The organism is Streptococcus sp. SP8 (genome assembly GCF_030440045.1).
Taxonomy (GTDB): Bacteria; Bacillota; Bacilli; order Lactobacillales; family Streptococcaceae; genus Streptococcus; species Streptococcus parasanguinis_I.
In genome coordinates this window covers 1-23,178 of the sequence record NZ_JAQFJL010000010.1, presented here as the reverse complement: position 1 = coordinate 23,178, position 23,178 = coordinate 1, and the positions used below count along the sequence as shown (strand labels likewise).

The following is a 23,178-nucleotide window of genomic DNA, read 5'->3' as shown; positions in this document are numbered from 1 at the left end:
GACTAGTTGTCTTTTTCTTCTTCTACCAGAGGCAGTTCAGTATGATCAACAAAGTTGGTCATGGTGACACCCAAGAGGCGGATTCCTGTATTTATCGATTCGATTTCTTGAAAAATGTGACGTGCTGAACGATTGATGCGCTCAGCATCTCGCGTTGGCTCCGTCAAGGTGATGCGCTTAGTCAAGGTGGTAAAGTCTCCATAGCGCACTTTTAAGACCAAGGTCTTTCCTTGCTTACCATGTTTTTCCAGCGATTGGGCCACCTTACTGGACAGATTGGCAATTTCTTCTAAAATATCATCTTCTGCATAAAGGAGCTTGCGGTAGGTCCGCTCTTTTCCGATCGACTTGCGGATGCGATGACTTTTGACAGGGCTATTATGAATCCCTCGCGCCTTGCGGAAGAGATCATAGCCAAATCGCCCAAACCGATCAATCAAAGTCATCTCCGGGATGGCTAAAAGATCCGCGCCAGTATAGACACCCATCTCATGTAGTCTCTCTACTGTCTTCTTTCCTACTCCATGAAATTTGGCAATGTCCATTTGGCTCAGGAAATCCTCAGCGTCCTCCGGTAAGACCACCGTTAGGCCACGGGGTTTTTGGTAGTCACTTGCCATCTTGGCCAAAAACTTATTATAAGAAACACCCGCTGAAGCTGTGAGATGCAGCTCTTCCCAGATAGCATGCTGAATCAAGCGGGCGATTTTGACAGCTGATTTGCTCTGGATTTTATTTTCCGTCACATCTAGATAGGCTTCATCAATACTCATGGGCTCGATGAGATCTGTATAACGCTTGAAAATCTCACGGACCTGCTCACCTACTTCTCGGTATTTCTCATAATTTCCAGAGATAAAAATCGCTTGAGGACAAAGGTCCAACGCTTCTTTAGAGCTCATAGCTGAATGAATGCCATATTTCCTTGCTTCATAGTTACAAGTCGAGACAACACCTCTCCCTCCTGACTGACGAGGGTCCTGGCCAATCACGACAGGCTTGCCCTTCAAACTAGGGTTGTCTCTTTCTTCGACGGCAGCAAAAAATGCATCCATATCAATATGAATAATCTTGCGACTGGTATCATTCACTAATGGAAATATCAGCATTTTTCGCCCTCCTTTATTTCTATTATAGGAAGAAAATTTCAGAATTGCAAAAATCGACTCTCCAGAAAACATGAAAATTGATGAAAAACTGTGCTTGTTTTCAAAAATATAGTACAGTATCGCAGAGGATTTGAAACTGTATTACAAAAGAATCTGTTGTTTTTCGCAATTCGCCTTTGTGTAACCGATTTCTGTATGGTATACTACTATTGTAAGTGCAACAGATATAGTTGCTAGAAAGACAATAGAGGAAAATAAAAATGGTTGTTAAAACAGTCGTTGAAGCACAAGATATTTTTGACAAAGCCTGGGAAGGCTTCAAAGGTGAAGATTGGAAAGAAAAAGCAAGCGTTTCTCGCTTCGTTCAAGCTAACTACACACCATATGATGGTGATGAAAGCTTCCTAGCTGGTCCAACTGAACGTTCTCTTCACATCAAAAAAATTGTTGAAGAAACGAAAGCTCATTATGAAGAAACTCGTTTCCCATACGATAACCGTCCAACATCTATCGCTGATATCGCAGCTGGATATATCGATAAAGAAAACGAAGTGATCTTCGGTATCCAAAATGATGAATTATTCAAATTGAACTTTATGCCTCGTGGTGGTATCCGTATGGCGGAAACTACTTTGAAAGAAAATGGATACGAACCAGATCCTGCAGTTCATGAAATCTTCACAAAATACGTTACAACTGTAAACGACGGTATCTTCCGCGCTTACACTTCTAACATCCGTCGTGCTCGTCACGCTCACACTGTAACTGGTCTTCCAGATGCTTACTCTCGTGGACGTATCATCGGGGTTTATGCTCGTTTGGCTCTTTACGGTGCTGACTACTTGATGGCTGAAAAAGCAAACGACTGGAACTCTATTACTGAAATCGATGAAGAATCAATCCGTCTTCGTGAAGAAGTAAACCTTCAATACCAAGCACTTCAAGAAGTTGTTAAATTGGGTGACCTTTATGGTGTAGACGTACGTCGTCCTGCCTTCGATACAAAAGAAGCGATCCAATGGACAAATATCGCCTTCATGGCTGTCTGCCGTGTGATCAACGGTGCTGCTACTTCTCTTGGACGTGTGCCAATCGTTTTGGATATCTACGCTGAACGTGACTTGGCTCGTGGTACTTACACTGAATCAGAAATCCAAGAATTCGTTGACGATTTCGTTATGAAATTGCGTACTGTTAAATTTGCTCGTACAAAAGCTTACGACCAATTGTACTCAGGTGACCCAACCTTCATCACAACTTCTATGGCTGGTATGGGTAACGACGGACGTCACCGTGTTACTAAGATGGACTACCGTTTCTTGAACACTTTGGACAACATCGGTAACTCTCCAGAACCAAACTTGACAGTCCTTTGGACTGATAAATTGCCATATAGCTTCCGTCGCTACTGTATGCACATGAGCCACAAACACTCTTCTATCCAATACGAAGGTGTGACAACAATGGCTAAAGACGGATACGGTGAAATGAGCTGTATCTCATGTTGTGTATCTCCACTTGACCCAGAAAACGAAGAACAACGCCACAACATCCAATACTTCGGTGCTCGTGTTAACGTGCTTAAAGCTCTTCTTACTGGTTTGAACGGTGGTTACGACGATGTTCATAAAGACTACAAAGTATTTGATATCGATCCTATCCGTGACGAAGTTCTTGAATTCGAATCTGTTAAAGCAAACTTCGAAAAATCTCTTGACTGGTTGACTGACACTTATGTAGATGCTTTGAACATCATCCACTACATGACTGATAAGTACAACTACGAAGCAGTTCAAATGGCCTTCTTGCCAACTCACCAACGCGCTAACATGGGATTCGGTATCTGTGGATTCGCTAACACTGTTGATACATTGTCAGCTATCAAGTACGCTACTGTTAAACCAATCCGTGATGAAAATGGCTACATCTACGATTACGAAACAATCGGTGAATACCCACGTTGGGGTGAAGATGACCCACGTTCAAACGAATTGGCAGAATGGTTGATCGAAGCTTACACTACTCGTCTTCGCAGCCACAAACTTTACAAGAACGCTGAAGCAACTGTTTCACTTCTTACCATCACTTCTAACGTTGCATACTCTAAACAAACTGGTAACTCTCCAGTCCACAAAGGGGTATACCTCAACGAAGATGGTTCTGTAAACTTGTCTAAATTGGAATTCTTCTCACCAGGTGCTAACCCATCTAACAAAGCGAAAGGTGGATGGTTGCAAAACTTGAACTCACTTGCTAGCCTTGACTTTGGTTATGCAGCTGATGGTATCTCACTCACTACTCAAGTTTCACCACGTGCTCTTGGTAAGACTCGTGACGAACAAGTTGATAACTTGGTAACGATCCTTGATGGTTACTTCGAAAACGGTGGACAACACGTTAACTTGAACGTTATGGACTTGAACGATGTTTACGAAAAGATCATGTCAGGTGAAGACGTTATCGTTCGTATCTCTGGATACTGTGTAAACACGAAATACCTCACTCCAGAACAAAAAACTGAATTGACACAACGTGTCTTCCACGAAGTTCTTTCAATGGATGATGCATTGAGCTAAGATTCAAATAGATGAAAAAACCAGCCGTTTCCGACTGGTTTTTTCATCCTCATCGCAAGATTATTCTGAATTTTGAAAGAGTTTAAGAGCCCGCTATATAGAGTTTGACAGCGCTTCCTCCGAGTGTTATAGTAGAGCTGTAAATAAGATAGAAGGGGTGACCCTATGTTTTTAACATTTATTTTCGCTATTATTTGGCTCTTTATTCTGATTGCACTGATCTTTTTAGCAACCCTTCTCGTCCAGGATACGACCGTGCAGCACCACCACCCGAGTTAACGAATCTTAGGGCTAGACAATAGCTATTCTAAATGAATTCATAAGGACAAGAAACAAACTAGAATTGTTAGATTTTAGTTCTTTATTTCTTAAAACATTTATTAGAGTACATTAAGAGTCTGTAACCCTTGATTTAATAACGTTTTTTCGGTTTTTAAAGGCTCATTTAATATCCTTAGACTTCCATTCAAACTCCACAAATTACTGAACAAAAAAATACCCCGTAGGGTATCTATTATTTACGAGTTCAGCAGGCAAGAAACTAGCACCTAAATGGGTGCTAGTTGTTTTTTATAGATTTATTAATAATGGATTTTTCTATCTTATTTTTTGGTGCATTGCCTATCTCTTTATATACTTCTAAAAAGTTTTTACCAACATTGTTTCGAGAAAGATTCTGATATATTTTTTTATCTAAAAACTTGTCTTTTTCTTTTGAAAAATTTAATGAATACATTATATACCACCCTTTCTAATTCTATAATTAATATTGTTATCAATATTAAAATAGTGTTTTCTTTCGATCCAGATGGGACCATCCCCTTTTGAAATAGCTAGTACGTCCACAGGACCTCCAACTGTCTCAAGTGTATTTACAATCCTTCTTTTAAATGAGGTTAATTCAATAAATGTTTTTGCTGTAGAAGCCATTTCATCAATAGGTTGCATTGCTATCAACTCAAAGATAGGATTTATATAGTGTAATTCTTGAACTTTGGCAATAGTATCAAACATTTTATCTTTTTCTTCAGATATATTATGTTTTTCAAGAATTGTCTCGAGTTCTTGAGCGATAAACGCATTTAAAACAGGGTCAATCCCATTCATGATAGTATTTACCATTTCAGATTGAGCAAATGGTATAATATCACAGCGTTCATTTTGAGTAATTTCACTCTGTTTAACAACTTCCCAAACAAGACGATTAGCAAAGACTCCGCTTAATTCTATTTGACGAAGTGATGGAAAAATTTCTTTATCACCAAATCCAGCAATTACCAGCCCTGTTACGGAATTTCTATCAAAACCGATTCGCATCGCTTGGTATAATGTTTTGGATAGAAAGGTTAGTTGTTCTTCAGTGTACTCCGCATCTTTAAAGTAATTATTTACTACTTCCCTTATAGCATCTAGTTCACCTTCTAAATATTCAAAATCATTTTCAGGTACTAATTGAGCAATTTCTTTAGAGTACTCATCTATAAATTCCCACAAAATCCTCATAAAATTTTCTAGAGATATTGTTTCACCATTAGATGATCTAGTATCAGCTATTTCTTGGGCATTCTGATGTATTATTTCTAAATATTTTTGAGTCTGTCTGATTATATAATTAACTAAGGCGTCACTACTTTGTATAGGCTCAAACCCTAATAAAAAATCAATGAGACTATTAATATACTCTGCTGTATTACTTAAAACTTGATTGCCAATCGACCTTTTATACTCACTTATGATTACATCCCAGGGAACTCCCATAAAAGAAGCATCGCCATAAATCATAATTCCAACTGAATGTACGCTAGATAAAGTAAATAATTTCCGAGCACTATTAAACACTTTGGAATTAATTCCATTAGATAATGTTACCGCACTATCTGCAGCTAAAACAACCCCATTTTTATTTAAAATTCCAATTTCAGCTGTCATTTTTCTACTCCTGACAAACAATACTTTCCATATCTATGCTCCAATTATACACCAACTTTTCGGAAATTACTACCTATATTGATCCAGTTCTAACGCTTTAATACGTATTTTATTTTGTAAATTTTCCGTTAATGTCATCTACAGGATTATTTTTTTAAAAAAACTACAAGACCTTCTATAATATATTTTTAGTCAAAAGTGGTAGGCTACCGCGCACCTATGGGTGCTCGATGTCCTACCACCTAGTTAAATTATAGCATATCTTGACCGTTTTTTCATGTCTATATAAATTAGACCATATCACCCCCTACTTTATTATTCGTAAAAGAAAAGAAAAAGCACTCAGATTTCTCTAGGTGCTTAGTATTCATAGCCGATTTCTTTTTTTATTTTGTCAAATTCTTGCTTCACTTTCGTGTCGGATATATAGCTTTCAGCAAGTGGACCATAACCAACTCCTTGAGGGTTAGCTAAAATACTTTTTACATTATCAACATCTTCCTCAATGTAGTTATCCGAAAAGCTCAACCACTTATAAAAAGAATCTAAAAGGATTTCAACAACAAAACATTTTCTCTCTTTATCAACTAGAGCGCAACGGCCGTCTGTTAGTGTAACTAGAATGTTGTTACGACTGTCGTCTATACCTATGATTTTATTTAACTCGAACAATTTGTAACCTTCTTTCACAACAAGATAAATAGAAGAGGTAATGGTGTTTCACAGTGTAATTATATCATTTTTGATAGATTTTTGTTTCTCCAAAAAGGGAATTTTTCGTACAAAATAGGGCGCGTCCTCTTTCTGAATGAAGTATAGCCCCGTTATTTAACAACAGGGGCTAAAATAGCCTCTAAATTACGAATTGCGCTACTTTTAACACGGCTGATAGTGCTCGCTGAACGGTCTAGCGTTCGTGCTGTTCTTTCCCTTGAATAACCATGAATATAGAAATACCTTAATACAAGTTTCTCTAGTGGATCTCCCAGCCTCTCAATCGCTTCTACTGTTTCTGTTCGCTCATCTAGTAACTGCTCAAGTTTTTGATAGATCTGATCCGATTTATCGATTATACTGACATTTAATTCTTCCGTTTTATTCCCTCTCTTTGTCCTTATTGGATCATGGGAAAGAACTTGTCCTTTTAGAACTGATGACTTTAACGCTATCAATTCATTATTTAACGTTTCTACGTCTGTCTCATAGTTTTTCAAGCGATTTAATCGCTGTTTTGCGTTCATATTCATCTCCTATCCTAACCATTTCTCTTGGTTCGCTCGTGGTTCAAACCTAGACTACTAAAACAAACTATTAAATTTTAGCTATCCCAGATAACCAGAAACTATCACCTTTTCTAGCGTAGTTTATAAACTTTCGATAGTGTCTATAATACTTGCTTTGCCTCATATACTTTGGCCTTTCAGGGAAACTATCAAACATATATCCACCGCGTTTTGGGCTCCAGCCTGGTTCTACTTTTCTGGCTTCTCTTAAGGCCCTCTCCCAATAGTATTGGCAATCTGTCTTGCTACGGTTTAGAGTATCTTTATATACCTGTTGACATAAACCACAACTATAAAGTAAAGACCTCTTATATAGTTTTCTGCATTGCCTATCACAAATAGGACAAATGAAGAAATAGCGATAACCGCCCATATTTCCAGACAAGCGTGCTAAATCAAAATGATTATTACCAAAAGTGATAAATAAATTATCTAGGTTTATCTCTAACCTTTCCCCGTCTAACTCACCAATACCATGAGTTAGTTTTTTATTTTTCATTGGCTTTATAAACGTTTCTATGGTTATTGATTTTATAACTTCCATTCTCTCAAAATACCCCTATATATAGAAAAACCCAAATCTATTGCCTAAATGTCAAAAGGGGATTGCTCCCCTTCCTGTGTTTTATTGACCAGAATAATCAGCAAGGCCTTTATATTCGCCCTCTACGTCCAATTTTTGGAGTAGGCTAATACTTTCATCGTCCAGCATTTCCAACGTACCAAAAGCGGTCATAGAGTCCATAGGGATAGGTTTATCAGAAAGCAAGCGATCAGCATAGTCTAATAGTTCCAGCTCGTAATCTGTGACCATAGTCAGCAAACCCTCAAAATCCTCTGACTCTTTGAGTTGAGCCACGCGCTCTCGTTTGTAACGTTCTTCAAATGCTTCAGCCTCTACTGGTTGTTTGTGGTAGTCCTTAAAGCTGTCACAAATACGCTTGAAAGTCTTGTCTAGCTTGTGATCTTCCACGTACTCACTACTAGCGTGCCTTTATCCTTGTAGGTTATTGAGATTACAGGCTGGTAATATGTCCCAGTCATGTATCCCAGTAGCGCGTGACCTGCTACTTTAGCGGTCGTCTGGTCACAAAAATAGTAAGTAAAAGTAAATGTTTTTGCTTTGTCTGAAACTGTTTTTAATGTCATGTTGTTTTTCTCCTATTCTTATTTTAAGGTAAATTATGTAATTTTTTTAGATTTGTTACCTTCTTTGGTGATTTTGTTACCTTCTAGGTAACATAGTCCAACCTTACTATCACAAGGATTTAGACCACTTTGTTACCATGTTACCTTCTTTTGAAGTCCTTACCCTTATATATAAAATATATCTTTTTTTCCTATATAGAGAGTTAAAAAGAAGGTAACAAGGTAACATTTTTCTAAAAAAGTCAGTCACATCAAGGGCTCAACTACGTTACCTTCTTTGTAAACAAGGTAACAAGAAGGTAACATTTCACGTTAAAAACCTAGATATATCAAGGGTTTATGTCTATTCAAAGAAGGTAACATTTTTAATTTTTAACTATCGCATGATTGGTTTTAGATAGTTTTGTTTTTTCAAACTCTAATGGATCCAATTTATCATAATCTTCAATCTTAACACGCGCCCTTTTAAGTTTGTATCGATAAGGTGTTAGCTGTTGTAAATGTCTGATAGTGTCTTTTCCAGCCCCGTAAACATTAGGTTTAGGTATTCCCATATCTTCAGCATAATGTTTTAGTGATCTTGTCAGGATAAAAACAGGTACTACGTCCAATTCATGCCAACCTTTTTCCATGTATTCATGCTTAACCCATGAAAGCAAGTAGTCGTTATCCTCTTGGTATTCTTCTAACAAGCCTTTGACTGCTTGGGGTTCGATAAAGTGAGTAAATGGCTCTTGATTGATAGCTTTGTATAGAGCATATTCTAGGACTTCCTTGTTTGCTAAAAACTCGTTTTTTATCCAAGGTTTTTCCTGTTCCCCGTTAAAGTCAGCGTTAAAAGGTACGATCATAATTCTACGATACCAGCCTTTTGTTTTATTACCACCATTGGGGATATAGTTGCCTGAAAAGATATTGAATAGCTTAAAAGTAGCTTCAAAAGCTGGGCGACCTTTAGGATTTACTAGAACGGCATCACCGCTGGTAATACTCATAAGATCAGACGGATTTTTCAAGTATTCGTTAGGCGCTTCATCTCCAATATTGCAAACTTTACCTACCAAAGTTTCAAGGTTGTGCTTTTCAGCAAACTGAGCAGGCTTTAGGGCTGAAATATTGCTTTCTCCTATCAGATTGATAAGGAAGCGCTGAAATGTCCCTTTACCATTGTTACCGTCCCCGTAGAAGATAGCAAACTTATTCCGTGTATGATTGGGATTAATGGCCTCTAGAATAATCTGCCAAAATAACGTTACTAACTCCCTATCATTACACGCGATTGAGTTCAGCCAATCATCAAACGTTTTTCCTTCCCTATCTGTTGGGACTCGTTTAGGCGCGTGGTAAGCTGTGCTGATCTTACTTGTAATGACATAATCAGGGCTAAAAGGGAGTAGTTCCTTTGTTTTTAAGTTAATAATCCCGTTATTCACGGGTATAAGATCAGCACTTTCTAAGGGCTTTTGTATCTTTGTCAGTGTTCTGACCATTAGCTTAATCTGAGGCCACTCTCTGGGTTTAATTCTCACATCAAAAGTTTTGCATAAGAAGTTGAATAGATCATTACTAGAGGTATATATGCCCTCGTCTAAATCATAGATATAGAGTAAGCTATAATCAGGTACATTGTTCTTGCTGATAAAAGTAAACGTGACAATATCACTTAGTATTTTAGCGACTGTGAAGGTTTGGGGCATGGCGACTTTCTCGCTAACGTCCCCAGTAGACTCGTTTACCTTAGTTTCAGTATGTTCTGCCCGCCATTTTTCACCAGCCTTAAAAATAAGGTTTTCTAATTCCTTCATTGTTTCCGGTGGTCGCTCTTGGGCACGCGCTTCATTGATCTCACTTTCAAGGCTTTTTAGTTCTTCTTTTTCTATGGCTCTATCCTCGCTTTCTATATTCTGCCCGTGCTATGCTGGTAAAAGTACGGTCTATTTCTTCAATCGGTAATGGTTCAGCCGTAACACTATTAGCTATCTTAGTCAGCTCATAAGCCGTTTCAAGGTCGCAATCAACCCACTTATTAAAGAGTAAGCCCACAAAGCGCGTGAGAGCCATATTGCGCCCTCCCTCGTCTCCAAAGCCATTAAAAAGCGTATCTATCACCCTCATAGTGATAGACCGCTTGCAACTGGAGCGCTGGGGTGTTTGAGATCCCACACCTTGGCTAATTCTTTGGTTCTGGTTTGATTTTGGTACTGGATAATCTAGCCCATGAACTACAATTTTTTGATAGTCTGCTGGGTTTCCTGTTGTAATTGGTAACCCCTGAAGTTGTGACCATGTTAGACTGGCCATATCAAAAGGTAGTCCTATCTTGTCAGCTATCTCTTGCACTACCTGCTTGTATGTCACTTCATTCATAACGTTCTCAGGCTTCACTACGAGGCGATAACGAGGCTTTTGAGCAGTGTGCTTGATAGTCGGGTATAAGATATAGGAGTAGCCAAATAAAGCTCTAGAAACGGCTTTTATGAAGCTCTCAGACGTGCTTTGAATATCGTCATAGTCAAGGAATATCAGATCCCGATATAACAAGCTAGTATTATTACGCTTATAGCTCCCATTGCTCTCAGGGGTTACTTTCCCACTGATACAATAGGGAGCTTGTGTACGTTTATATTCCTCTATATTTACACCTTTAGGAACTACTAAAGGCTTAAAGTGTTCAATATACTGAAATGGCTCAATCTTATCAAATGGATAAACTAGATTATTTTGAAAACCTCTAGCCTCGTAAATTACCATTTTCAACCCCCAAAAAGTTCAAGATATCACTCACTTTATAATAGACTTTCCGTGTATCTTCTAGTGGGGGCTGGTAGCGTCTTAGCCCTGCATTTTCCCACTTTTGCAACGTCTTATATTTTATGTCTAATTCTTCCATAGCTACCTGAGCTGAAATCAAACCCGTTAAACGTGGTTTGATTGTATCACGCGCCCCTAAGTAATTCTCCACAAGGCCTAAAACGCCATGAGCTAGCTCCTGCTCACTCTCTTTACTGAGACTAAACATATTCATTATCTCCTTTCAGTAATGGCTTATAACTCTCTAAATCAGCGTTTAAAAGGACGTTTAGACGTTTCTGCTCCTCTTGTACTTGGTTATAGAATGCCTTTGCACCGTCCAATAGCTCTTCCTGATTGGCTGGGATAAAATACCCTCTAAAAGCTCCATTACGTACACCGACGATAGGAATGCTATAGCGCGTGATCAGACGGCTGATGATATCCTGTACGGTTCTTTCTGATAACTTGGTAATTAGGCTGATTTCTGCCCCTGTAATTGAGTTCTCAGCCCCTACTTTTATTAATTTTAATACTCGCTTATCATTTACGGTTAGACTCATTCATTTCCCCCTTACCAGCTTTATTTACAAAGGTTATTTGCCCACTCATTACGCCATAAAGTATGGTTTCTTGATTTTCCATGATTGTATCTATAGTACTTTGGATAATACTCATTGTCTGTCGATCTATCTGTTTAAAAGATAATAAGCCTCTGGTTACTGCTAATTTTTTTACATCACTTAAACATATATTTAGAAAAATCTCTTTAGTAAAATATGGCTTATCTGGCATTTTTTCAGGGTTGGGATATAATTTCAGGACGCTGTTTAAATCTCGTTCATTCATGTTATTTAAGTCTGTTACTGTCATAGCCTTAACCTCATTTCTTATCTTTAGCCATTTTATAAAGTACGCTATCTTCTTCGGTTTCCAACTTAGCAAAGTCTTGCTTTATCAATTCTAAAACATAATCACTTATCATCTTGTAGGTCGCTTTTGGATTTATACTTTTCATTGTCTTACAAACAACTTGTTCTAATATCGTATAACGGGTATTTGAAAAAGGGCCTAATTTTTGAAATTGCTTCTTGATAGATACTCTATAATCAAAGAAATTTAACAGTCCCATTAAAGCCTTTACGTTGCCTGTTATAAAATTAATATGACTTTCCGTTTCTTTTTCCCAAAGTCTTGCATTAGCGCCTGTTGAAATTACCAAAAGTTCTATTTCCTCAAGAATACTTTTGTATTTTTGTTCTAATTCAGAATAGCTTTCATCACCGTCAAGAGTGTAGTCTTGGCGAAGTTGCTCCAATCGCTCAGCGTGTTGATATAAAGCAGTTCCAGATAGTTCTTCAACTTCTAGTGTTACATTTGGTACTACCATAGCCTTAGCCTCGTTTCTTATCTCTTTTGTGTTGCATTGCTACTGATAACTGCTACAAATTGCCCTATATTTCGTTCACGTTTTTCTTGACGGTTTGAATTAGGCAAATTTTGATTAGTATCTTTCATGATTTCTTTGAACGTTTTTGTTGATTCTAAATATAGATTTTCTGTATAAGCTACATATTCCTGTTGCTCTTCTTCGGTCTTAAAGAATGTTTTAGCTTGCCTTTTGAAAAACGCTTGTCGCATTGCGTCCATTTCAAAAATACCTGCGTGGAAAAACATTCCTGTAGTGCTTTTAGAAATGTTCTCAATTTTTTTGCTATCGTTTAGTTCTGGTAATTCTAACCAAAGTAACCTTGCTAGATCTTCCTTTAGGTCTCCTAATTGGCCCGATAAAAGTGATAATCTATGTAAATTATTCTCTTTCCCAATTTTGCATAGTTCTTTACCAATATTATTTATTTTATCGTTTAAAATTTCGTAAGTTGTTTTTGTCATAATAGTTTTCTCCTCTTTTGTACCCTCTGTACAACTCTTTACGTCTTATACCCTGATATGCTATAATCTAGGTATAAATCTTTACTAAAACCTCTTTAATAATAGCTTGCCTGCTTTTTGTTAATTTTGTTTTAGTGATAGTGTGAAAGGCTCTGCGGTGTGGTTATTGCTAAGCCTTTTTTTGTTGCGATCACGCGCCTGTTTGGCGTGTTTTTTTATTTCTGAATGCCATAGCCTTGATTTCCTGATAGCTCATATTCAAGCTAATCATAGCTATCGCCATATCCTCAAATGCTTGGTACTGTTCCAACTCCTCGCTGGTCAAGCTATCAATGCCATTGTAGCCCCCACGTTCTTCTACTAACTGCTTAGCGTTCCTGTCGGTCACTGCCTTTAGTAGTAAGTTATTCATGGTGCTGTGCGCGTGCTTGGGTGCTTGTTCCCAGTTCTCAATACTGTCATGCAGTGTTTTTCTTTTTGGCTTTTCTAGCGCCCTCTGCATACGAAACTTAGAAAGTTCCTCACGCATTTCAAAGAATGCTTTGACTAGGTTCTTTTTAAACTCTTTGACGGGTTCGGTGTTTCGTAAATAAGTGATAAGCAATGTTGCTTGTTGCTCATTCAAAATATAGTCCCGTACATTTTGCCCGCTCTCTGAAGGTGAAATTTTAAATTGCACCTTTCCAAAGCTCTCAAAGTCCTCTCGGTGTTTATTCAGCAAAACTTTCAAATGTCTATGCTTAATTTCTGCGTATTCTGCCACGATACTACTCAGTGTATACGGCTCTTTCTTGCCGTCCATATAGACCAGTTCCATTGGTTCCTCCTTTCTCACTCCTCAGGCGTCAACAATTCATCAATAGTTACACCTAGATAATCAGCAATCTTTAGCAAAGTTTCTGCTTCAGGATTTTTTGTACGTTCATAATACAAACTAGTAAGTGTAGTCTTTGAAATTCCTGTTGCTTTATATACATCTATAACTTTTTTACGTTTTTTTGCTAAAAGAACTCTTAAGTTATTTTTCATACTATCACCTTCTTTTCTAGACTTTTGTTATATATGAGTGCTTCCACTTATATTTTGTATATTACACTATTATGGTTTATTTGTCAATAGTTTGGTATATTTTAGTGTTGTTTGTATTTTTGTACAACGTTTGTTATAATACCTAATATGGAGGAGTTAAAATGATTAAAACTAATTTTGCTGTGTTAATTGCCGAAAGAGGCTTAAAAATAGCAGATGTTTATGAAAGCACAGGGATCTCTAAAACTACTTTAATGGCTCTCGCTGAGAATACTGGTAAAGGGGTACAATTCGATACCGTTGATAAGCTATGTAATTTTCTAGATATAGAATTAAAAGATTTCTTTGTTTACGTTCCATACATTTGGGATATGAAATTCAAACAAAATACTGAGAGTGAGGACTCAGACTATATAATTATTAAATTAAAGACTAATCAAAGTGAGAAAGATTATTTTTTAAGCACTTGTTTTCTATATCCACAGAATTATAATTTCCCATTAGATGATGATAGTTTTGCCTTATGGATCACAATTGACCTTGAGGGAAGTGAAGCATATTCAACAGAAGATTTTTTCCAATTCTTAGATGATTTACCAGTTTCAATGAAAACAACTTTTTTTAACCAGATACTGGATACATTAAAATCGAATATTTTAATTAAAAATAAAAGCATAACAACTTATAAAGAGACTTTCGATAATACAAAAGTAGGATTGGAAAAAATTACTTTAAATGAGAAAAGCAAAGTTTATATAAGCTTTTTCAATGATCCATCGATAAACAAAGACAAAAAATTTGAAAGTTCGAAAATTATTACTGTTTAATTTGTCAACAACGAAAAAAACTCTCATTTGAATTAGAAAAGAGATAAGGCATTGAAAAATAATGAACTGTTTGAATGGTTCTTGTTTGCTGGTGCGATCTTTACCTTTGGCGCTATGCTGTTTGCATTTCATACGCTAGACAAAGAGGGGAAAAAGGCTCTTGAAAAGAAAAAATCATCTAATAGATAACTAATTCAGATAAATGAAGATATTTAGGAGAAACATTATGAAAAAGAGAATTATCACTACTGCTGTTGTTTTAGCTCTTGCTACTGGTGGAGCGGGTTACTATTTCTTATCTTATGCCCCTCACCAAACTGCAATAAGTCACTTTGAAAAGTCTGTTGATACACTTAATGAGAATAATAAAGCAATTGAAAAACAAATTTCTGATACTGAAAAAATCATTAAAGAAAAAGCTGAACCATTAGAAGCTAAGACTCTGGAAGATTTAAAAACTGCTCTCAAAGAAGCAAAAAACTCGGTTCGTAAAGCTCCAAAAATGGAAAGCGACACACAAAAGATAGAAGATCAAGCGAAAGAAATTGCAAAACCTGTCGATTATTCTAGCACTCAAAGAAACATCACTGAGAAACTAACAGCTTACCAAAACAGCGTTAAGCAACTAGCACAGATTACAAACCCCAAAGATTCTTTTATTGAGGAACGATTGAAAGAAGTCGATACAATCCAAGAAGTACAACATGCTACAGAAGAAAATGACCCTAATGGCTTATTAAATAAACAAGGTGGCTATACTGCTTCTATCTATTTTGCAGATAACCAAGTAACAGAACCTATTGAGGGTGCTAATCTAGTAGATAAGGGAACTGAAGCAGGCGGTGCTATTGAAGTATACAAGAGCAAAGAAGAAGCTGAAAAGAGAAACACATACCTATCAGCATTTGACGGTGGAGTATTGGACCCTGGATCTCATTACGTGTATGGTACTATCGTAATTCGTACCTCTCACCACCTTACTGCTAGCCAACAAAAAGTTTTAACCGAAAAAATTTACAATAAACTAATTGAACTGAAGTAATTCTTACAAAACAGATATTTTCGCCTATTCTAAGTTCAAAGATTATATATACCAAACCATAGCAAAACTTAGCACTAATATTTTTCTTTAGGGCGTCCGAAAAGTACGATTATGCGACCTATAGCATATCACGCGCCACAATATTTAAAACATAAAATCGGCGCTTTCGGCTCCCCTAAAAGAGCAATTTAGATTGAAGCGCGTGCTTCTCAGTGTTCACTCTTTGTTCAACACCGTAATTCTAGAAGAGATAAAACGAAAATAAAGAGCTTCTTGTAAGTTAAAGCATGATATAAACCACACACTAAAACCTTTTTAATAATAGCTTGCCTGCTGATTGATTAGAAAGGTTTAGATCATGAAAATTACAGAATACAAAAAGAAAGACGGTACAACCGTGTACCGTGCTAACATTTACTTAGGGATTGACCAAGTAACGGGAAAAGATGTAAAAACTAGTATCACGGCTAGAACTAGAAAAGAGGTCAAGCAGAAAGCCAAAGAAGCAGAAATAGACTTCATTCAAAATGGTTCTACTAGATTCAAAGGAGCGACACTTAAAACTTATGAAGAACTCGCTGAATTGTGGTGGGAAAGCTACAAACACACAGTAAAGCCAAATACTCAATATAGTGTTAGAAAATTATTAAATAAGCATATTTTACCTCTATTTGGTTCTTATAAACTCGACAAGCTAACTACCCCACTTATTCAAAATATAGTCAATAAACTTGCTGAAAAGACCAATAAAGGGGAATCAGAGGCTTACTTATACTATGATAGGATTCACGCGCTTAATAAACGTATCTTACAGTATGGTGTTACTATGCAGGCGATACCGTCCAATCCTGCGCGTGATGTTGTTTTACCTCGTAACACTCAGAAAGCAAAGCGTCAAAAGATCAAACACTTTGAAAAAATTGAGTTAAAAACGTTTTTAGATTATCTAGACAACTTGGATAGCAGCAGATACCGCTATTTTTACGAGGTCACTCTTTACAAGTTCCTACTTGCTACTGGTTGCCGTATCAATGAAGCGTTGGCGCTAGAATGGTCTGATATTGACTTTGATAATGCTGTTGTCCACGTTACAAAGACACTAAACCGCACACAAGAAGTAAATAGTCCTAAATCAAAATCTAGTTACCGTGATATCGATATTGACCCCAAAACGGTCACAATGCTAAAGCAGTACAAACGTAGACAAACCCAAGAGGCTTGGAAGATAGGACAAACTGAAAGAATAGTCTTTTCAGATTTTATTAATGGTTACGCTAAAAACGGTAGCCTTTTTACAAGATTAAAAACACATTTTAAACGTGCCAAAGTGCCTAATATTGGTTTCCATGGTTTTCGCCACACTCACGCTAGTTTGTTATTAAATGCTGGAATACCATATAAAGAACTCCAACATAGACTAGGACACGCTAAGTTATCCATGACAATGGATACATACAGTCACCTCTCAAAAGAGAGTGCAAAAAAAGCCACTTCATTCTATGAAACAGCTCTAGGGAGTTTGTAACTGAACAAATAACTGAACAAAATCAGAATACAACGTATTACGACAAGAAAGAGAGCCTATAGCAATAGGCTTTCTGATAGCTCAATCTTCGACTTAAAGGATTTTAGTTCTGTCTCTCGTCCTTTTTTGCTATAATAGAAACAGATTATTTAGTAAGAAGGAAATTATGGAAGAGTCAAAACAGATCAACCAAGTGATCGACGTCCTGATGTTAGCTGGAACCCTCCTTATAGAGAGCGGTTCTGAGATTCACCGGGTCGAAGATACCATGATCCGGATCGCCCATTCACAGGGAATCGTCGATTGCAATGTTTTAGCGATGCCAGTCGCTATTTTCTTTTCAATTGAGAACGCCAATGTCACGCGCATGAAACGGATCTTGCGGACCAATTACAATATCGAAAAGGTCTGTGATGTCAACCAGATCTCTCGTCAACTCGTCTCTGGAGAGATGGATCTCGAGCACGCTTACCAGGCCCTGAGCGAGTTGAAAAAAAAGCGTGTTCCTTATACCAATCTCCAGTTGACCATTGCGGCAACCCTCAGTGCGCCTTTCTTCTCCATCATGTTTGGAGGAAATTTCTACGATGCCATTGGAGCGGGCATTGCAACTGTCTTTGCCTTTGCTTTTTCACTTGTCGTTGATAAATACGTGCGCATTCCTTTTGCCACTGCTTTTGCGGCCGCCTTTGTCTTTGGTTTTTTAGCCCATATCTGGACGCGCTATAGTGGTTTTCCATCCAATACCGATCTCATTATCGCAGGCTGTGTCATGCCCTTCGTTCCTGGGATCGCTATGACCAATGCTGTCCGCGATCTCATGAATTACCACCTCAACTCTGGGATGAGCAAACTCTTTGAGACTCTCCTCATTACTCTTGCCCTTGGTGCCGGTACAACCGTTGCCCTCGTCCTTATGAAATAAAATCATGAACTTAACTGAATTTTTAATCCAAGCGGTGGCCAGTTTGATTGCCATCATCACCTTTTTAATCGTCCTAAATGTGCAGCGCTCCATGCTGATTCCTGGAGGAATCTTAGGGATGGGCATCTGGCTACTATACTATATTCTAAAAGGCCCTACCAATGTTATCGTAGCAACCTTTATCGCCGCTATCGTGGGATCCTGCATTAGTCAGATTTTAAGTATCATTCTCAAGACGCCTGTCGTGGTCTTTATGTTGTCCATTCTCGCGCCCTTGGTTCCTGGATATATTTCCTATCGAACTACTTCCTTTTTTGTCAGTGGCCAATATCGTCAGGCAGTGACCAGCGTGACCCTGGTGGTTATTCTGGCCTTGGTGATCTCCATCGGGATGGCTAGTGGATCTGTCGTTTTGAAACTCTACCATTCTTATCAACGCTATCAAAAAAGAAAAATGACCAATGCTAACTAGCATTTGTCATGTTGGTAACAAAGTCTTCTTAAAACTTTCCTTAGGTGAGCACGGACGTCAGCGAACTTCGTAGAAGTTCCATGACTTAGTTTTGGACCTAAGGTTCCAAAACTCCCGAGTGCTAGAAACAATAGTGTTTCTAGCACTTTTCTCACGGCGGAAAGTTTTTGTATTTTCTTGATTCATTTTAACAATTGGAACTCATTTTTATTTTTTGAAGAAAACTAAAAGTTTATGTACAATTGACTAAACTAAAGCTAAACCATTGATACAACTGAATTAGAAGCATAAAGTACATTCTTTAAAAAGTGTACTTTATTTTTGTTTTGTAAATTATTCTGAAACTACTTTCACATATTAAAAATTGAATCTAAATTGCTGTAGGCCTATAATAAAGATAGGAATAATAAGAATTCTTCCTAGAAAGGAGTATACTGTATCATATGTGACAGTATTATAAATGAATCATGAAAAAAATAATTACTATAGTACAGTGCATTTTGTTCCTCGTGTCTCCTTACATAGCTAGAGAACTATGCTTGATGAGTAAAAATCTGGTGGATAATATGTTCCTCACATTCTTTATCATGCTAACAATTTCTTTTTGGCTTGGTATTTGGAAGTTGGGAGATCTTGTGGGAAATCCAAAATAGAAAGTAAAAAGTTGTGCTAGAGATGAGATTTTTATTTATTTTAATTATTAATACACCTTATTTCTTTTATTTAAAATGGAAGGATAAGCCTAAACAAAAAAATAAGTCCTTTTGTTATCTTTATAAGTTTTACATGATTTACTTGTGGTTTATCTTCATAATTTCCATAATGGCTATCGGTATTTTATCCCTTGGAATAGTAGCTGGTATGGGAAGAAAACTTCCGTTTGGTTTCTTTGTTTTATCTTTTTTATTTGTAGTTCTATTTAGTTTCTATATTTTTAGTATTCTAAAAGAGATAAAGGAATTAAAGCAAATAAAAGGTAAGTAAATAGATAGACGTAATCTAATTTGAATTGTCTTTATCTGGACTATACATCAAAATAAACAAGAATAGGGAAAAGTCTTTAGGATCAAAAAACGCATAATATTAGGTTTTGAAGAACCTTGATACTATGCGTTTTATTGTGGGGAGATTTACTTTATTTTCTCCTGAAATTGAGTTTTTACCTAGTATCGTTTTACTTCCGATTAGAGATAACAAATTTATCAATGAATAGTAAGTGATATAATGCAAGTACAAATCCCCAGAAACTACCACGAAGAGAAAATTCTTGATGATTAAGAGGAAGCAAATCACGGTTTCCTATATAGATGCATGTCAAAATCACAAATAGAATCCAAAATAAATCAGTCCATTTATATTTTGAAAAAAGACAAGGTGTTTTATCCTTGTCTTTTTCGTTTTACGTTTTAGTACTGCTTTTGTTTCAATGTCAATAAATGTGTTCTTTTTGGAGTATTCTATAGATTCGAGGTAACATTATCACGGTATAGATCAGGAGAGAAACACCTCCAAATATGAATATAAGACCTCCGTTTATGTCCTTTTGAAATAGATAAGTAAATACAATGGTACCTATCGGCATGATAGACGTATTTAGTGTGAACAAAGTACTCATTACTCTTCCTAAATAATTTGTTTCAATGCTACTTTGAAGATAGGTCATGACGACAATATTTAGAATAACAAGAGTGAATGCGATAATTCCCATAAATAAACCGCCAACGGAAGAAATAATCACTTGGGTGTTAGTAGTTGCAAATGTAATACCCAAACCAACGATTGCGATGGTTAGAAGAAAAAGTGGAATGCGAATTCTATTAGAGAGAAGTGTATTATTTTCTTTTTTGTCTGGCAATAGTGACATAGACACACTGGCTAATAACATTCCAACTGCAGACATTGTTTCTAGGATACCTACTGTTGCATTATCTAATAAGAGTTGCTCTTTGACTACAAATGGCACTCCAATGCTAATGGAAGTATAGAAAAAATTCAGTACAACACTAACAAGAATAATATATTTGACAATCTGATTTTCTTTTAAGAATTGGATAATTTCTTTGACCCCGTGTTGATGCTTTTCATTCTGTTTAATCTTAGCTTCTTGCTCTTCGTGTTCATAGAAGAATTTCATGGTAAGTAAGACACCTAAAGAAAGGATATTTGCAATGATTTCTATAAGAATAAAGCCTGAGAAGCCTAACCAATTATAAAGAATGACTCCAATAGCTGGGGAAAGCATGGTTGCGATAGCAATGGCGGTTTGTGTAACAGAGCTTAATCGTTGAATTTTTGTATCATTTACTAACTCGTGGATAGAGGCTGAATAACAAGTATCATTGATGTTAACTGTGACAGAGTGAAGTATGACAAACGGAATTACTAAATATAAGATAGTAGATGAATTCGTTAAAAAATAAAATGCATAAAACAGAAGAAAGATAATAAGTCTAAAAATAAAATTATAAATTAAGATCTTTTTATGACGGTATCGGTCTACTAAATTACCGATTGGAACCAAGAAAATCAAACTAACTAAAGGATAGATGATCATATTGATTCCAAAACTCATTGCCGATTTTGTTTGGTCCAGTAACATTAATCCTAAAGCAAAATTAAAAGCTTTTCCACTTAAAGAACTAATAAAACTACTAATAAAGTCTTTGATGATTTGTCTATTAGACATTTGATCACTTATTAAATTCTTAATATTAGCCCCCTCCATTCGTTTCAACATTACTTCGGTTATCTAATCCTATTCAATCAACCTGTGTTGTAAGGTAATTGGGATAGTAGATAGACCATAATTTTTATTAATTAAGATTTTACCAATTATACTAATAAAAGTATAATAAAAAATGTAAAAAATATTGTCTTTATGTTTACTAATTATATTTCTCTCTTGCTTTGACATTATCTAAATTGATAACTTCTTACGTACCTCTTCTAAAATAGGATATATTTTACAATCGTTAAAGGATTTCAAAATGAAACAGATTGTTTTATTTTGCTTTTTGTAGGTTTTAACTTCATTCTAGATGTTGATACTATTTATCATAACGCTTGACGTCGCTTTCAAACGGGAGTACAATAATATTGAGGACAAGATGGTTAATCTCTTTTATTTAGGAGGTGTCAGATATGCAAATCTATTTTGTTTATTCTATTTTCTATCTATTATCACGCGTAGTAGCACTTGTAGTTCTAGCTTATCTTATTAAGTTACTCATTGCTCGTTTAAAAAGAAACTAAGTAACATTTTGCCCAAATAGTAGTTATTTGGGCTTTTTGCTATACTTTAGCCTAGTGGATTAAATTTATAAAGATAGGATTTAGCATATTCTTATTGAGTGATTTTATTTTATGAAGGTTGTTTATAGGTAAAGGGGAAAATAGATGGTTTCTAAAATTGATGTGGCTTGGGACTTGTTTCTGGAGGGAAAAACATCAGAAGCTAAAAAGTTGGTTGAACAAGATTTTTCCATTGATACCTGTACAGATTTTAGCCTTTTAAATCTGATGGGGTATTTATTATTGGCAGAAAAAGACTATGCCTCGTGTACCCGTATCTTTGAGAAATACATTTTATTAGCTCAACAAAATGAAGACAAAGAACATGAACACATTGGATTACATCAATTAGCTATGATCTACAGAGATCAGGGTGATTTTCATAAGGCTTTAAAGCTCATTGAAGATGAAGAGAAGATAATTGAAGAGCATTTTCCCAATGATAATCTAAAGAAAGCTGTGAATAACTACGAACAAGGCTATTTGAGATTGAAATTAAACAATCTTGATGAAGCTCTTACATTCATGAATCTGTCACTGGAACAATCTTTAGAGACTGATGATGTGATTTCTCAGGCTTGTAGCTATAGAGGGTTAGGGGAAATTTATTTAGCCTTGGAAGATAAAGGATTAGCCAACACACATTTCAAACGAGCTATAGAACTTTTCGAAAGTGTTGGAGAGTTTGAAGGGATAAAGGAAATTGAGGAATTGATTAATCGATGATTTTGCATTTAGATTTTGTCATTAGTTTGCTTAAATAAAGTACATAATTGACATGATTAGCTCAAAAAATTTTTTTGTTACTAAAGTAATCGCTTCACTTATCTTAAAATAGTTTTTCTCCATTCAAACTAATGCAAAATAATATTCGTTTATAAATTTCTCTAAGTGTTATCGCTTGCATTTTTACTTAAAAGGGATACAATGATAGTGAAAAAACAAATCCTTTAAAGTATGCGAGGTGCTGTATGATGATAAGCAAGTATATCAAGTATCTTCCTTAGATGATCCTAGGAGCCCTCCCCTCCTATCAATCAGCAACTATCTATGCCCGTAATTCATTTGACTTGTTCTATCTGACCTTGAACTTTCTGATTGTGTACATCGCTTTAATCGTCTTCTACGAAAATGTTCTAAGAGACAAATGCAAAGAACTCTTCATACGAATCATGAGCAATCCTAAAAAAGATAAGCAAGGATAAGAGTTGAAGAGGCTGGGACAAAAGTCCTAGCCTCTCAATTGTTTTTGGATTGTCGAGCAAGACGCAGTGGTTGAGTGGGCTCTACTACGCTGATTTCATCAGCTTTTACAGCCCTACTCAACTGTGCGGAGGT

At 36.4% G+C, this 23,178-nt stretch carries 25 protein-coding genes and 1 pseudogene; 9 read left to right on the top strand and 17 right to left on the bottom strand.

Annotated features, from left to right (window positions below; translation table 11 throughout):
• Positions 1–2: 2 nt before the first annotated feature.
• On the bottom strand, positions 3–1,109 hold the full coding sequence (dinB, locus tag PCY11_RS07480) for a DNA polymerase IV (RefSeq protein ID WP_049515794.1): 1,107 nt from the start codon (positions 1,107–1,109) through the stop codon (positions 3–5).
• Positions 1,110–1,369: 260 nt separating this feature from the next.
• Between dinB and pflB the strand changes: the two genes are divergently transcribed.
• Positions 1,370–3,685 (top strand): formate C-acetyltransferase, encoded by a 2,316-nt coding sequence (gene pflB / locus PCY11_RS07475; protein ID WP_045759873.1) that lies wholly within the window; start codon positions 1,370–1,372, stop codon positions 3,683–3,685.
• Positions 3,686–4,244: 559 nt separating this feature from the next.
• Here pflB and PCY11_RS07470 read toward each other — a convergent pair.
• The 15 genes and pseudogenes from PCY11_RS07470 to PCY11_RS07400 form a co-directional block, all read right to left on the bottom strand.
• Positions 4,245–4,421, bottom strand: a complete 177-nt coding sequence (locus PCY11_RS07470; protein ID WP_301362650.1) for a hypothetical protein — start codon at positions 4,419–4,421, stop codon at positions 4,245–4,247.
• A complete protein-coding gene (locus PCY11_RS07465; RefSeq protein WP_301362649.1) occupies positions 4,421–5,614 on the bottom strand; it encodes a hypothetical protein in 1,194 nt (397 codons plus the stop codon). Before PCY11_RS07465 ends, PCY11_RS07470 begins: the two co-directional genes overlap by 1 nt.
• 360 nt (positions 5,615–5,974) lie before the next feature.
• Complete coding sequence (locus PCY11_RS07460) at positions 5,975–6,286, bottom strand: hypothetical protein (RefSeq protein WP_070590055.1); 312 nt, start codon at positions 6,284–6,286, stop codon at positions 5,975–5,977.
• 152 nt (positions 6,287–6,438) lie between these two features.
• On the bottom strand, positions 6,439–6,855 hold the full coding sequence (locus PCY11_RS07455; protein ID WP_301362648.1) for a DUF1492 domain-containing protein: 417 nt from the start codon (positions 6,853–6,855) through the stop codon (positions 6,439–6,441).
• Between the two features lie 70 nt (positions 6,856–6,925).
• Positions 6,926–7,432 carry a hypothetical protein gene (locus PCY11_RS07450; RefSeq protein WP_301362662.1) on the bottom strand — a complete coding sequence of 169 codons (507 nt, stop codon included), beginning with the start codon at positions 7,430–7,432 and terminating at the stop codon, positions 6,926–6,928.
• Positions 7,433–7,522: 90 nt separating this feature from the next.
• A pseudogene (locus PCY11_RS07445) lies at positions 7,523–8,046 on the bottom strand (hypothetical protein).
• Between the two features lie 365 nt (positions 8,047–8,411).
• Complete coding sequence (locus tag PCY11_RS07440) at positions 8,412–9,851, bottom strand: phage/plasmid primase, P4 family (protein ID WP_301362647.1); 1,440 nt, start codon at positions 9,849–9,851, stop codon at positions 8,412–8,414.
• A 79-nt stretch (positions 9,852–9,930) separates the two neighbouring features.
• On the bottom strand, positions 9,931–10,797 hold the full coding sequence (locus PCY11_RS07435; RefSeq protein ID WP_301362646.1) for a primase alpha helix C-terminal domain-containing protein: 867 nt from the start codon (positions 10,795–10,797) through the stop codon (positions 9,931–9,933).
• Positions 10,778–11,065, bottom strand: a complete 288-nt coding sequence (locus PCY11_RS07430; protein WP_301362645.1) for an XRE family transcriptional regulator — start codon at positions 11,063–11,065, stop codon at positions 10,778–10,780. The genes PCY11_RS07435 and PCY11_RS07430 overlap by 20 nt, the downstream gene beginning before the upstream one ends.
• Positions 11,058–11,399 carry a DNA-binding protein gene (locus PCY11_RS07425; RefSeq protein ID WP_301362644.1) on the bottom strand — a complete coding sequence of 114 codons (342 nt, stop codon included), beginning with the start codon at positions 11,397–11,399 and terminating at the stop codon, positions 11,058–11,060. Before PCY11_RS07425 ends, PCY11_RS07430 begins: the two co-directional genes overlap by 8 nt.
• Positions 11,380–11,709: a hypothetical protein gene (locus PCY11_RS07420; RefSeq protein WP_301362643.1), complete on the bottom strand. Its 330-nt coding sequence runs from the start codon at positions 11,707–11,709 to the stop codon at positions 11,380–11,382. Before PCY11_RS07420 ends, PCY11_RS07425 begins: the two co-directional genes overlap by 20 nt.
• Before the next feature lie 10 nt (positions 11,710–11,719).
• Positions 11,720–12,226, bottom strand: coding sequence for a hypothetical protein (locus PCY11_RS07415; RefSeq protein ID WP_301362642.1), 507 nt, complete (start codon positions 12,224–12,226; stop codon positions 11,720–11,722).
• Between the two features lie 17 nt (positions 12,227–12,243).
• Positions 12,244–12,729, bottom strand: coding sequence for a hypothetical protein (locus PCY11_RS07410; protein ID WP_301362641.1), 486 nt, complete (start codon positions 12,727–12,729; stop codon positions 12,244–12,246).
• A 190-nt stretch (positions 12,730–12,919) separates the two neighbouring features.
• Positions 12,920–13,546: a Rha family transcriptional regulator gene (locus tag PCY11_RS07405; protein WP_301362640.1), complete on the bottom strand. Its 627-nt coding sequence runs from the start codon at positions 13,544–13,546 to the stop codon at positions 12,920–12,922.
• A 14-nt stretch (positions 13,547–13,560) separates the two neighbouring features.
• Complete coding sequence (locus PCY11_RS07400) at positions 13,561–13,758, bottom strand: helix-turn-helix transcriptional regulator (RefSeq protein WP_301362639.1); 198 nt, start codon at positions 13,756–13,758, stop codon at positions 13,561–13,563.
• Between the two features lie 161 nt (positions 13,759–13,919).
• Here PCY11_RS07400 and PCY11_RS07395 point away from each other — a divergent pair, with 161 nt between their 5' ends.
• The 6 genes from PCY11_RS07395 (at position 13,920) to PCY11_RS07370 (ending at position 18,549) form a co-directional block, all read left to right on the top strand.
• Positions 13,920–14,585, top strand: coding sequence for a helix-turn-helix transcriptional regulator (locus PCY11_RS07395; protein ID WP_301362638.1), 666 nt, complete (start codon positions 13,920–13,922; stop codon positions 14,583–14,585).
• A 51-nt stretch (positions 14,586–14,636) separates the two neighbouring features.
• Positions 14,637–14,774, top strand: a complete 138-nt coding sequence (locus PCY11_RS07390) for a hypothetical protein (RefSeq protein ID WP_301362637.1) — start codon at positions 14,637–14,639, stop codon at positions 14,772–14,774.
• 37 nt (positions 14,775–14,811) lie between these two features.
• Positions 14,812–15,627 (top strand): EbhA, encoded by an 816-nt coding sequence (locus tag PCY11_RS07385; RefSeq protein ID WP_301362636.1) that lies wholly within the window; start codon positions 14,812–14,814, stop codon positions 15,625–15,627.
• A gap of 358 nt (positions 15,628–15,985) precedes the next feature.
• Positions 15,986–17,152, top strand: coding sequence for a site-specific integrase (locus tag PCY11_RS07380; RefSeq protein ID WP_301362634.1), 1,167 nt, complete (start codon positions 15,986–15,988; stop codon positions 17,150–17,152).
• Positions 17,153–17,318: 166 nt separating this feature from the next.
• Complete coding sequence (locus PCY11_RS07375) at positions 17,319–18,077, top strand: threonine/serine exporter family protein (protein ID WP_045759874.1); 759 nt, start codon at positions 17,319–17,321, stop codon at positions 18,075–18,077.
• 4 nt (positions 18,078–18,081) lie between these two features.
• Complete coding sequence (locus PCY11_RS07370; protein ID WP_031575574.1) at positions 18,082–18,549, top strand: threonine/serine exporter family protein; 468 nt, start codon at positions 18,082–18,084, stop codon at positions 18,547–18,549.
• A gap of 1,429 nt (positions 18,550–19,978) precedes the next feature.
• Here PCY11_RS07370 and PCY11_RS07365 read toward each other — a convergent pair.
• Positions 19,979–21,235: an MFS transporter gene (locus PCY11_RS07365; RefSeq protein ID WP_229100886.1), complete on the bottom strand. Its 1,257-nt coding sequence runs from the start codon at positions 21,233–21,235 to the stop codon at positions 19,979–19,981.
• Positions 21,236–21,945: 710 nt separating this feature from the next.
• Here PCY11_RS07365 and PCY11_RS07360 point away from each other — a divergent pair.
• Together PCY11_RS07360 and PCY11_RS07355 are read left to right on the top strand one after the other, a co-directional pair.
• Positions 21,946–22,566 carry a tetratricopeptide repeat protein gene (locus tag PCY11_RS07360; protein ID WP_049490614.1) on the top strand — a complete coding sequence of 207 codons (621 nt, stop codon included), beginning with the start codon at positions 21,946–21,948 and terminating at the stop codon, positions 22,564–22,566.
• 281 nt (positions 22,567–22,847) lie between these two features.
• Positions 22,848–23,045: a hypothetical protein gene (locus PCY11_RS07355; protein ID WP_254741386.1), complete on the top strand. Its 198-nt coding sequence runs from the start codon at positions 22,848–22,850 to the stop codon at positions 23,043–23,045.
• The last annotated feature ends 133 nt before the right edge of the window (positions 23,046–23,178 follow it).

Bases quoted from the DNA above. Each gene is read 5' to 3' on its own strand.
- dinB (WP_049515794.1), bottom strand. From the start codon at position 1,109: ATGCTGATATTTCCATTAGTGAATGATACCAGTCGCAAGATTATTCAT.
- pflB (WP_045759873.1), top strand. From the start codon at position 1,370: ATGGTTGTTAAAACAGTCGTTGAAGCACAAGATATTTTTGACAAAGCC.
- PCY11_RS07470 (WP_301362650.1), bottom strand. From the start codon at position 4,421: ATGTATTCATTAAATTTTTCAAAAGAAAAAGACAAGTTTTTAGATAAA.
- PCY11_RS07465 (WP_301362649.1), bottom strand. From the start codon at position 5,614: ATGACAGCTGAAATTGGAATTTTAAATAAAAATGGGGTTGTTTTAGCT.
- PCY11_RS07455 (WP_301362648.1), bottom strand. From the start codon at position 6,855: ATGAACGCAAAACAGCGATTAAATCGCTTGAAAAACTATGAGACAGAC.
- PCY11_RS07440 (WP_301362647.1), bottom strand. From the start codon at position 9,851: ATGAAGGAATTAGAAAACCTTATTTTTAAGGCTGGTGAAAAATGGCGG.
- PCY11_RS07435 (WP_301362646.1), bottom strand. From the start codon at position 10,797: ATGGTAATTTACGAGGCTAGAGGTTTTCAAAATAATCTAGTTTATCCA.
- PCY11_RS07430 (WP_301362645.1), bottom strand. From the start codon at position 11,065: ATGTTTAGTCTCAGTAAAGAGAGTGAGCAGGAGCTAGCTCATGGCGTT.
- PCY11_RS07425 (WP_301362644.1), bottom strand. From the start codon at position 11,399: ATGAGTCTAACCGTAAATGATAAGCGAGTATTAAAATTAATAAAAGTA.
- PCY11_RS07420 (WP_301362643.1), bottom strand. From the start codon at position 11,709: ATGACAGTAACAGACTTAAATAACATGAATGAACGAGATTTAAACAGC.
- PCY11_RS07415 (WP_301362642.1), bottom strand. From the start codon at position 12,226: ATGGTAGTACCAAATGTAACACTAGAAGTTGAAGAACTATCTGGAACT.
- PCY11_RS07410 (WP_301362641.1), bottom strand. From the start codon at position 12,729: ATGACAAAAACAACTTACGAAATTTTAAACGATAAAATAAATAATATT.
- PCY11_RS07405 (WP_301362640.1), bottom strand. From the start codon at position 13,546: ATGGAACTGGTCTATATGGACGGCAAGAAAGAGCCGTATACACTGAGT.
- PCY11_RS07400 (WP_301362639.1), bottom strand. From the start codon at position 13,758: ATGAAAAATAACTTAAGAGTTCTTTTAGCAAAAAAACGTAAAAAAGTT.
- PCY11_RS07395 (WP_301362638.1), top strand. From the start codon at position 13,920: ATGATTAAAACTAATTTTGCTGTGTTAATTGCCGAAAGAGGCTTAAAA.
- PCY11_RS07385 (WP_301362636.1), top strand. From the start codon at position 14,812: ATGAAAAAGAGAATTATCACTACTGCTGTTGTTTTAGCTCTTGCTACT.
- PCY11_RS07380 (WP_301362634.1), top strand. From the start codon at position 15,986: ATGAAAATTACAGAATACAAAAAGAAAGACGGTACAACCGTGTACCGT.
- PCY11_RS07375 (WP_045759874.1), top strand. From the start codon at position 17,319: ATGGAAGAGTCAAAACAGATCAACCAAGTGATCGACGTCCTGATGTTA.
- PCY11_RS07370 (WP_031575574.1), top strand. From the start codon at position 18,082: ATGAACTTAACTGAATTTTTAATCCAAGCGGTGGCCAGTTTGATTGCC.
- PCY11_RS07365 (WP_229100886.1), bottom strand. From the start codon at position 21,235: ATGTCTAATAGACAAATCATCAAAGACTTTATTAGTAGTTTTATTAGT.
- PCY11_RS07360 (WP_049490614.1), top strand. From the start codon at position 21,946: ATGGTTTCTAAAATTGATGTGGCTTGGGACTTGTTTCTGGAGGGAAAA.
- PCY11_RS07355 (WP_254741386.1), top strand. From the start codon at position 22,848: ATGATCCTAGGAGCCCTCCCCTCCTATCAATCAGCAACTATCTATGCC.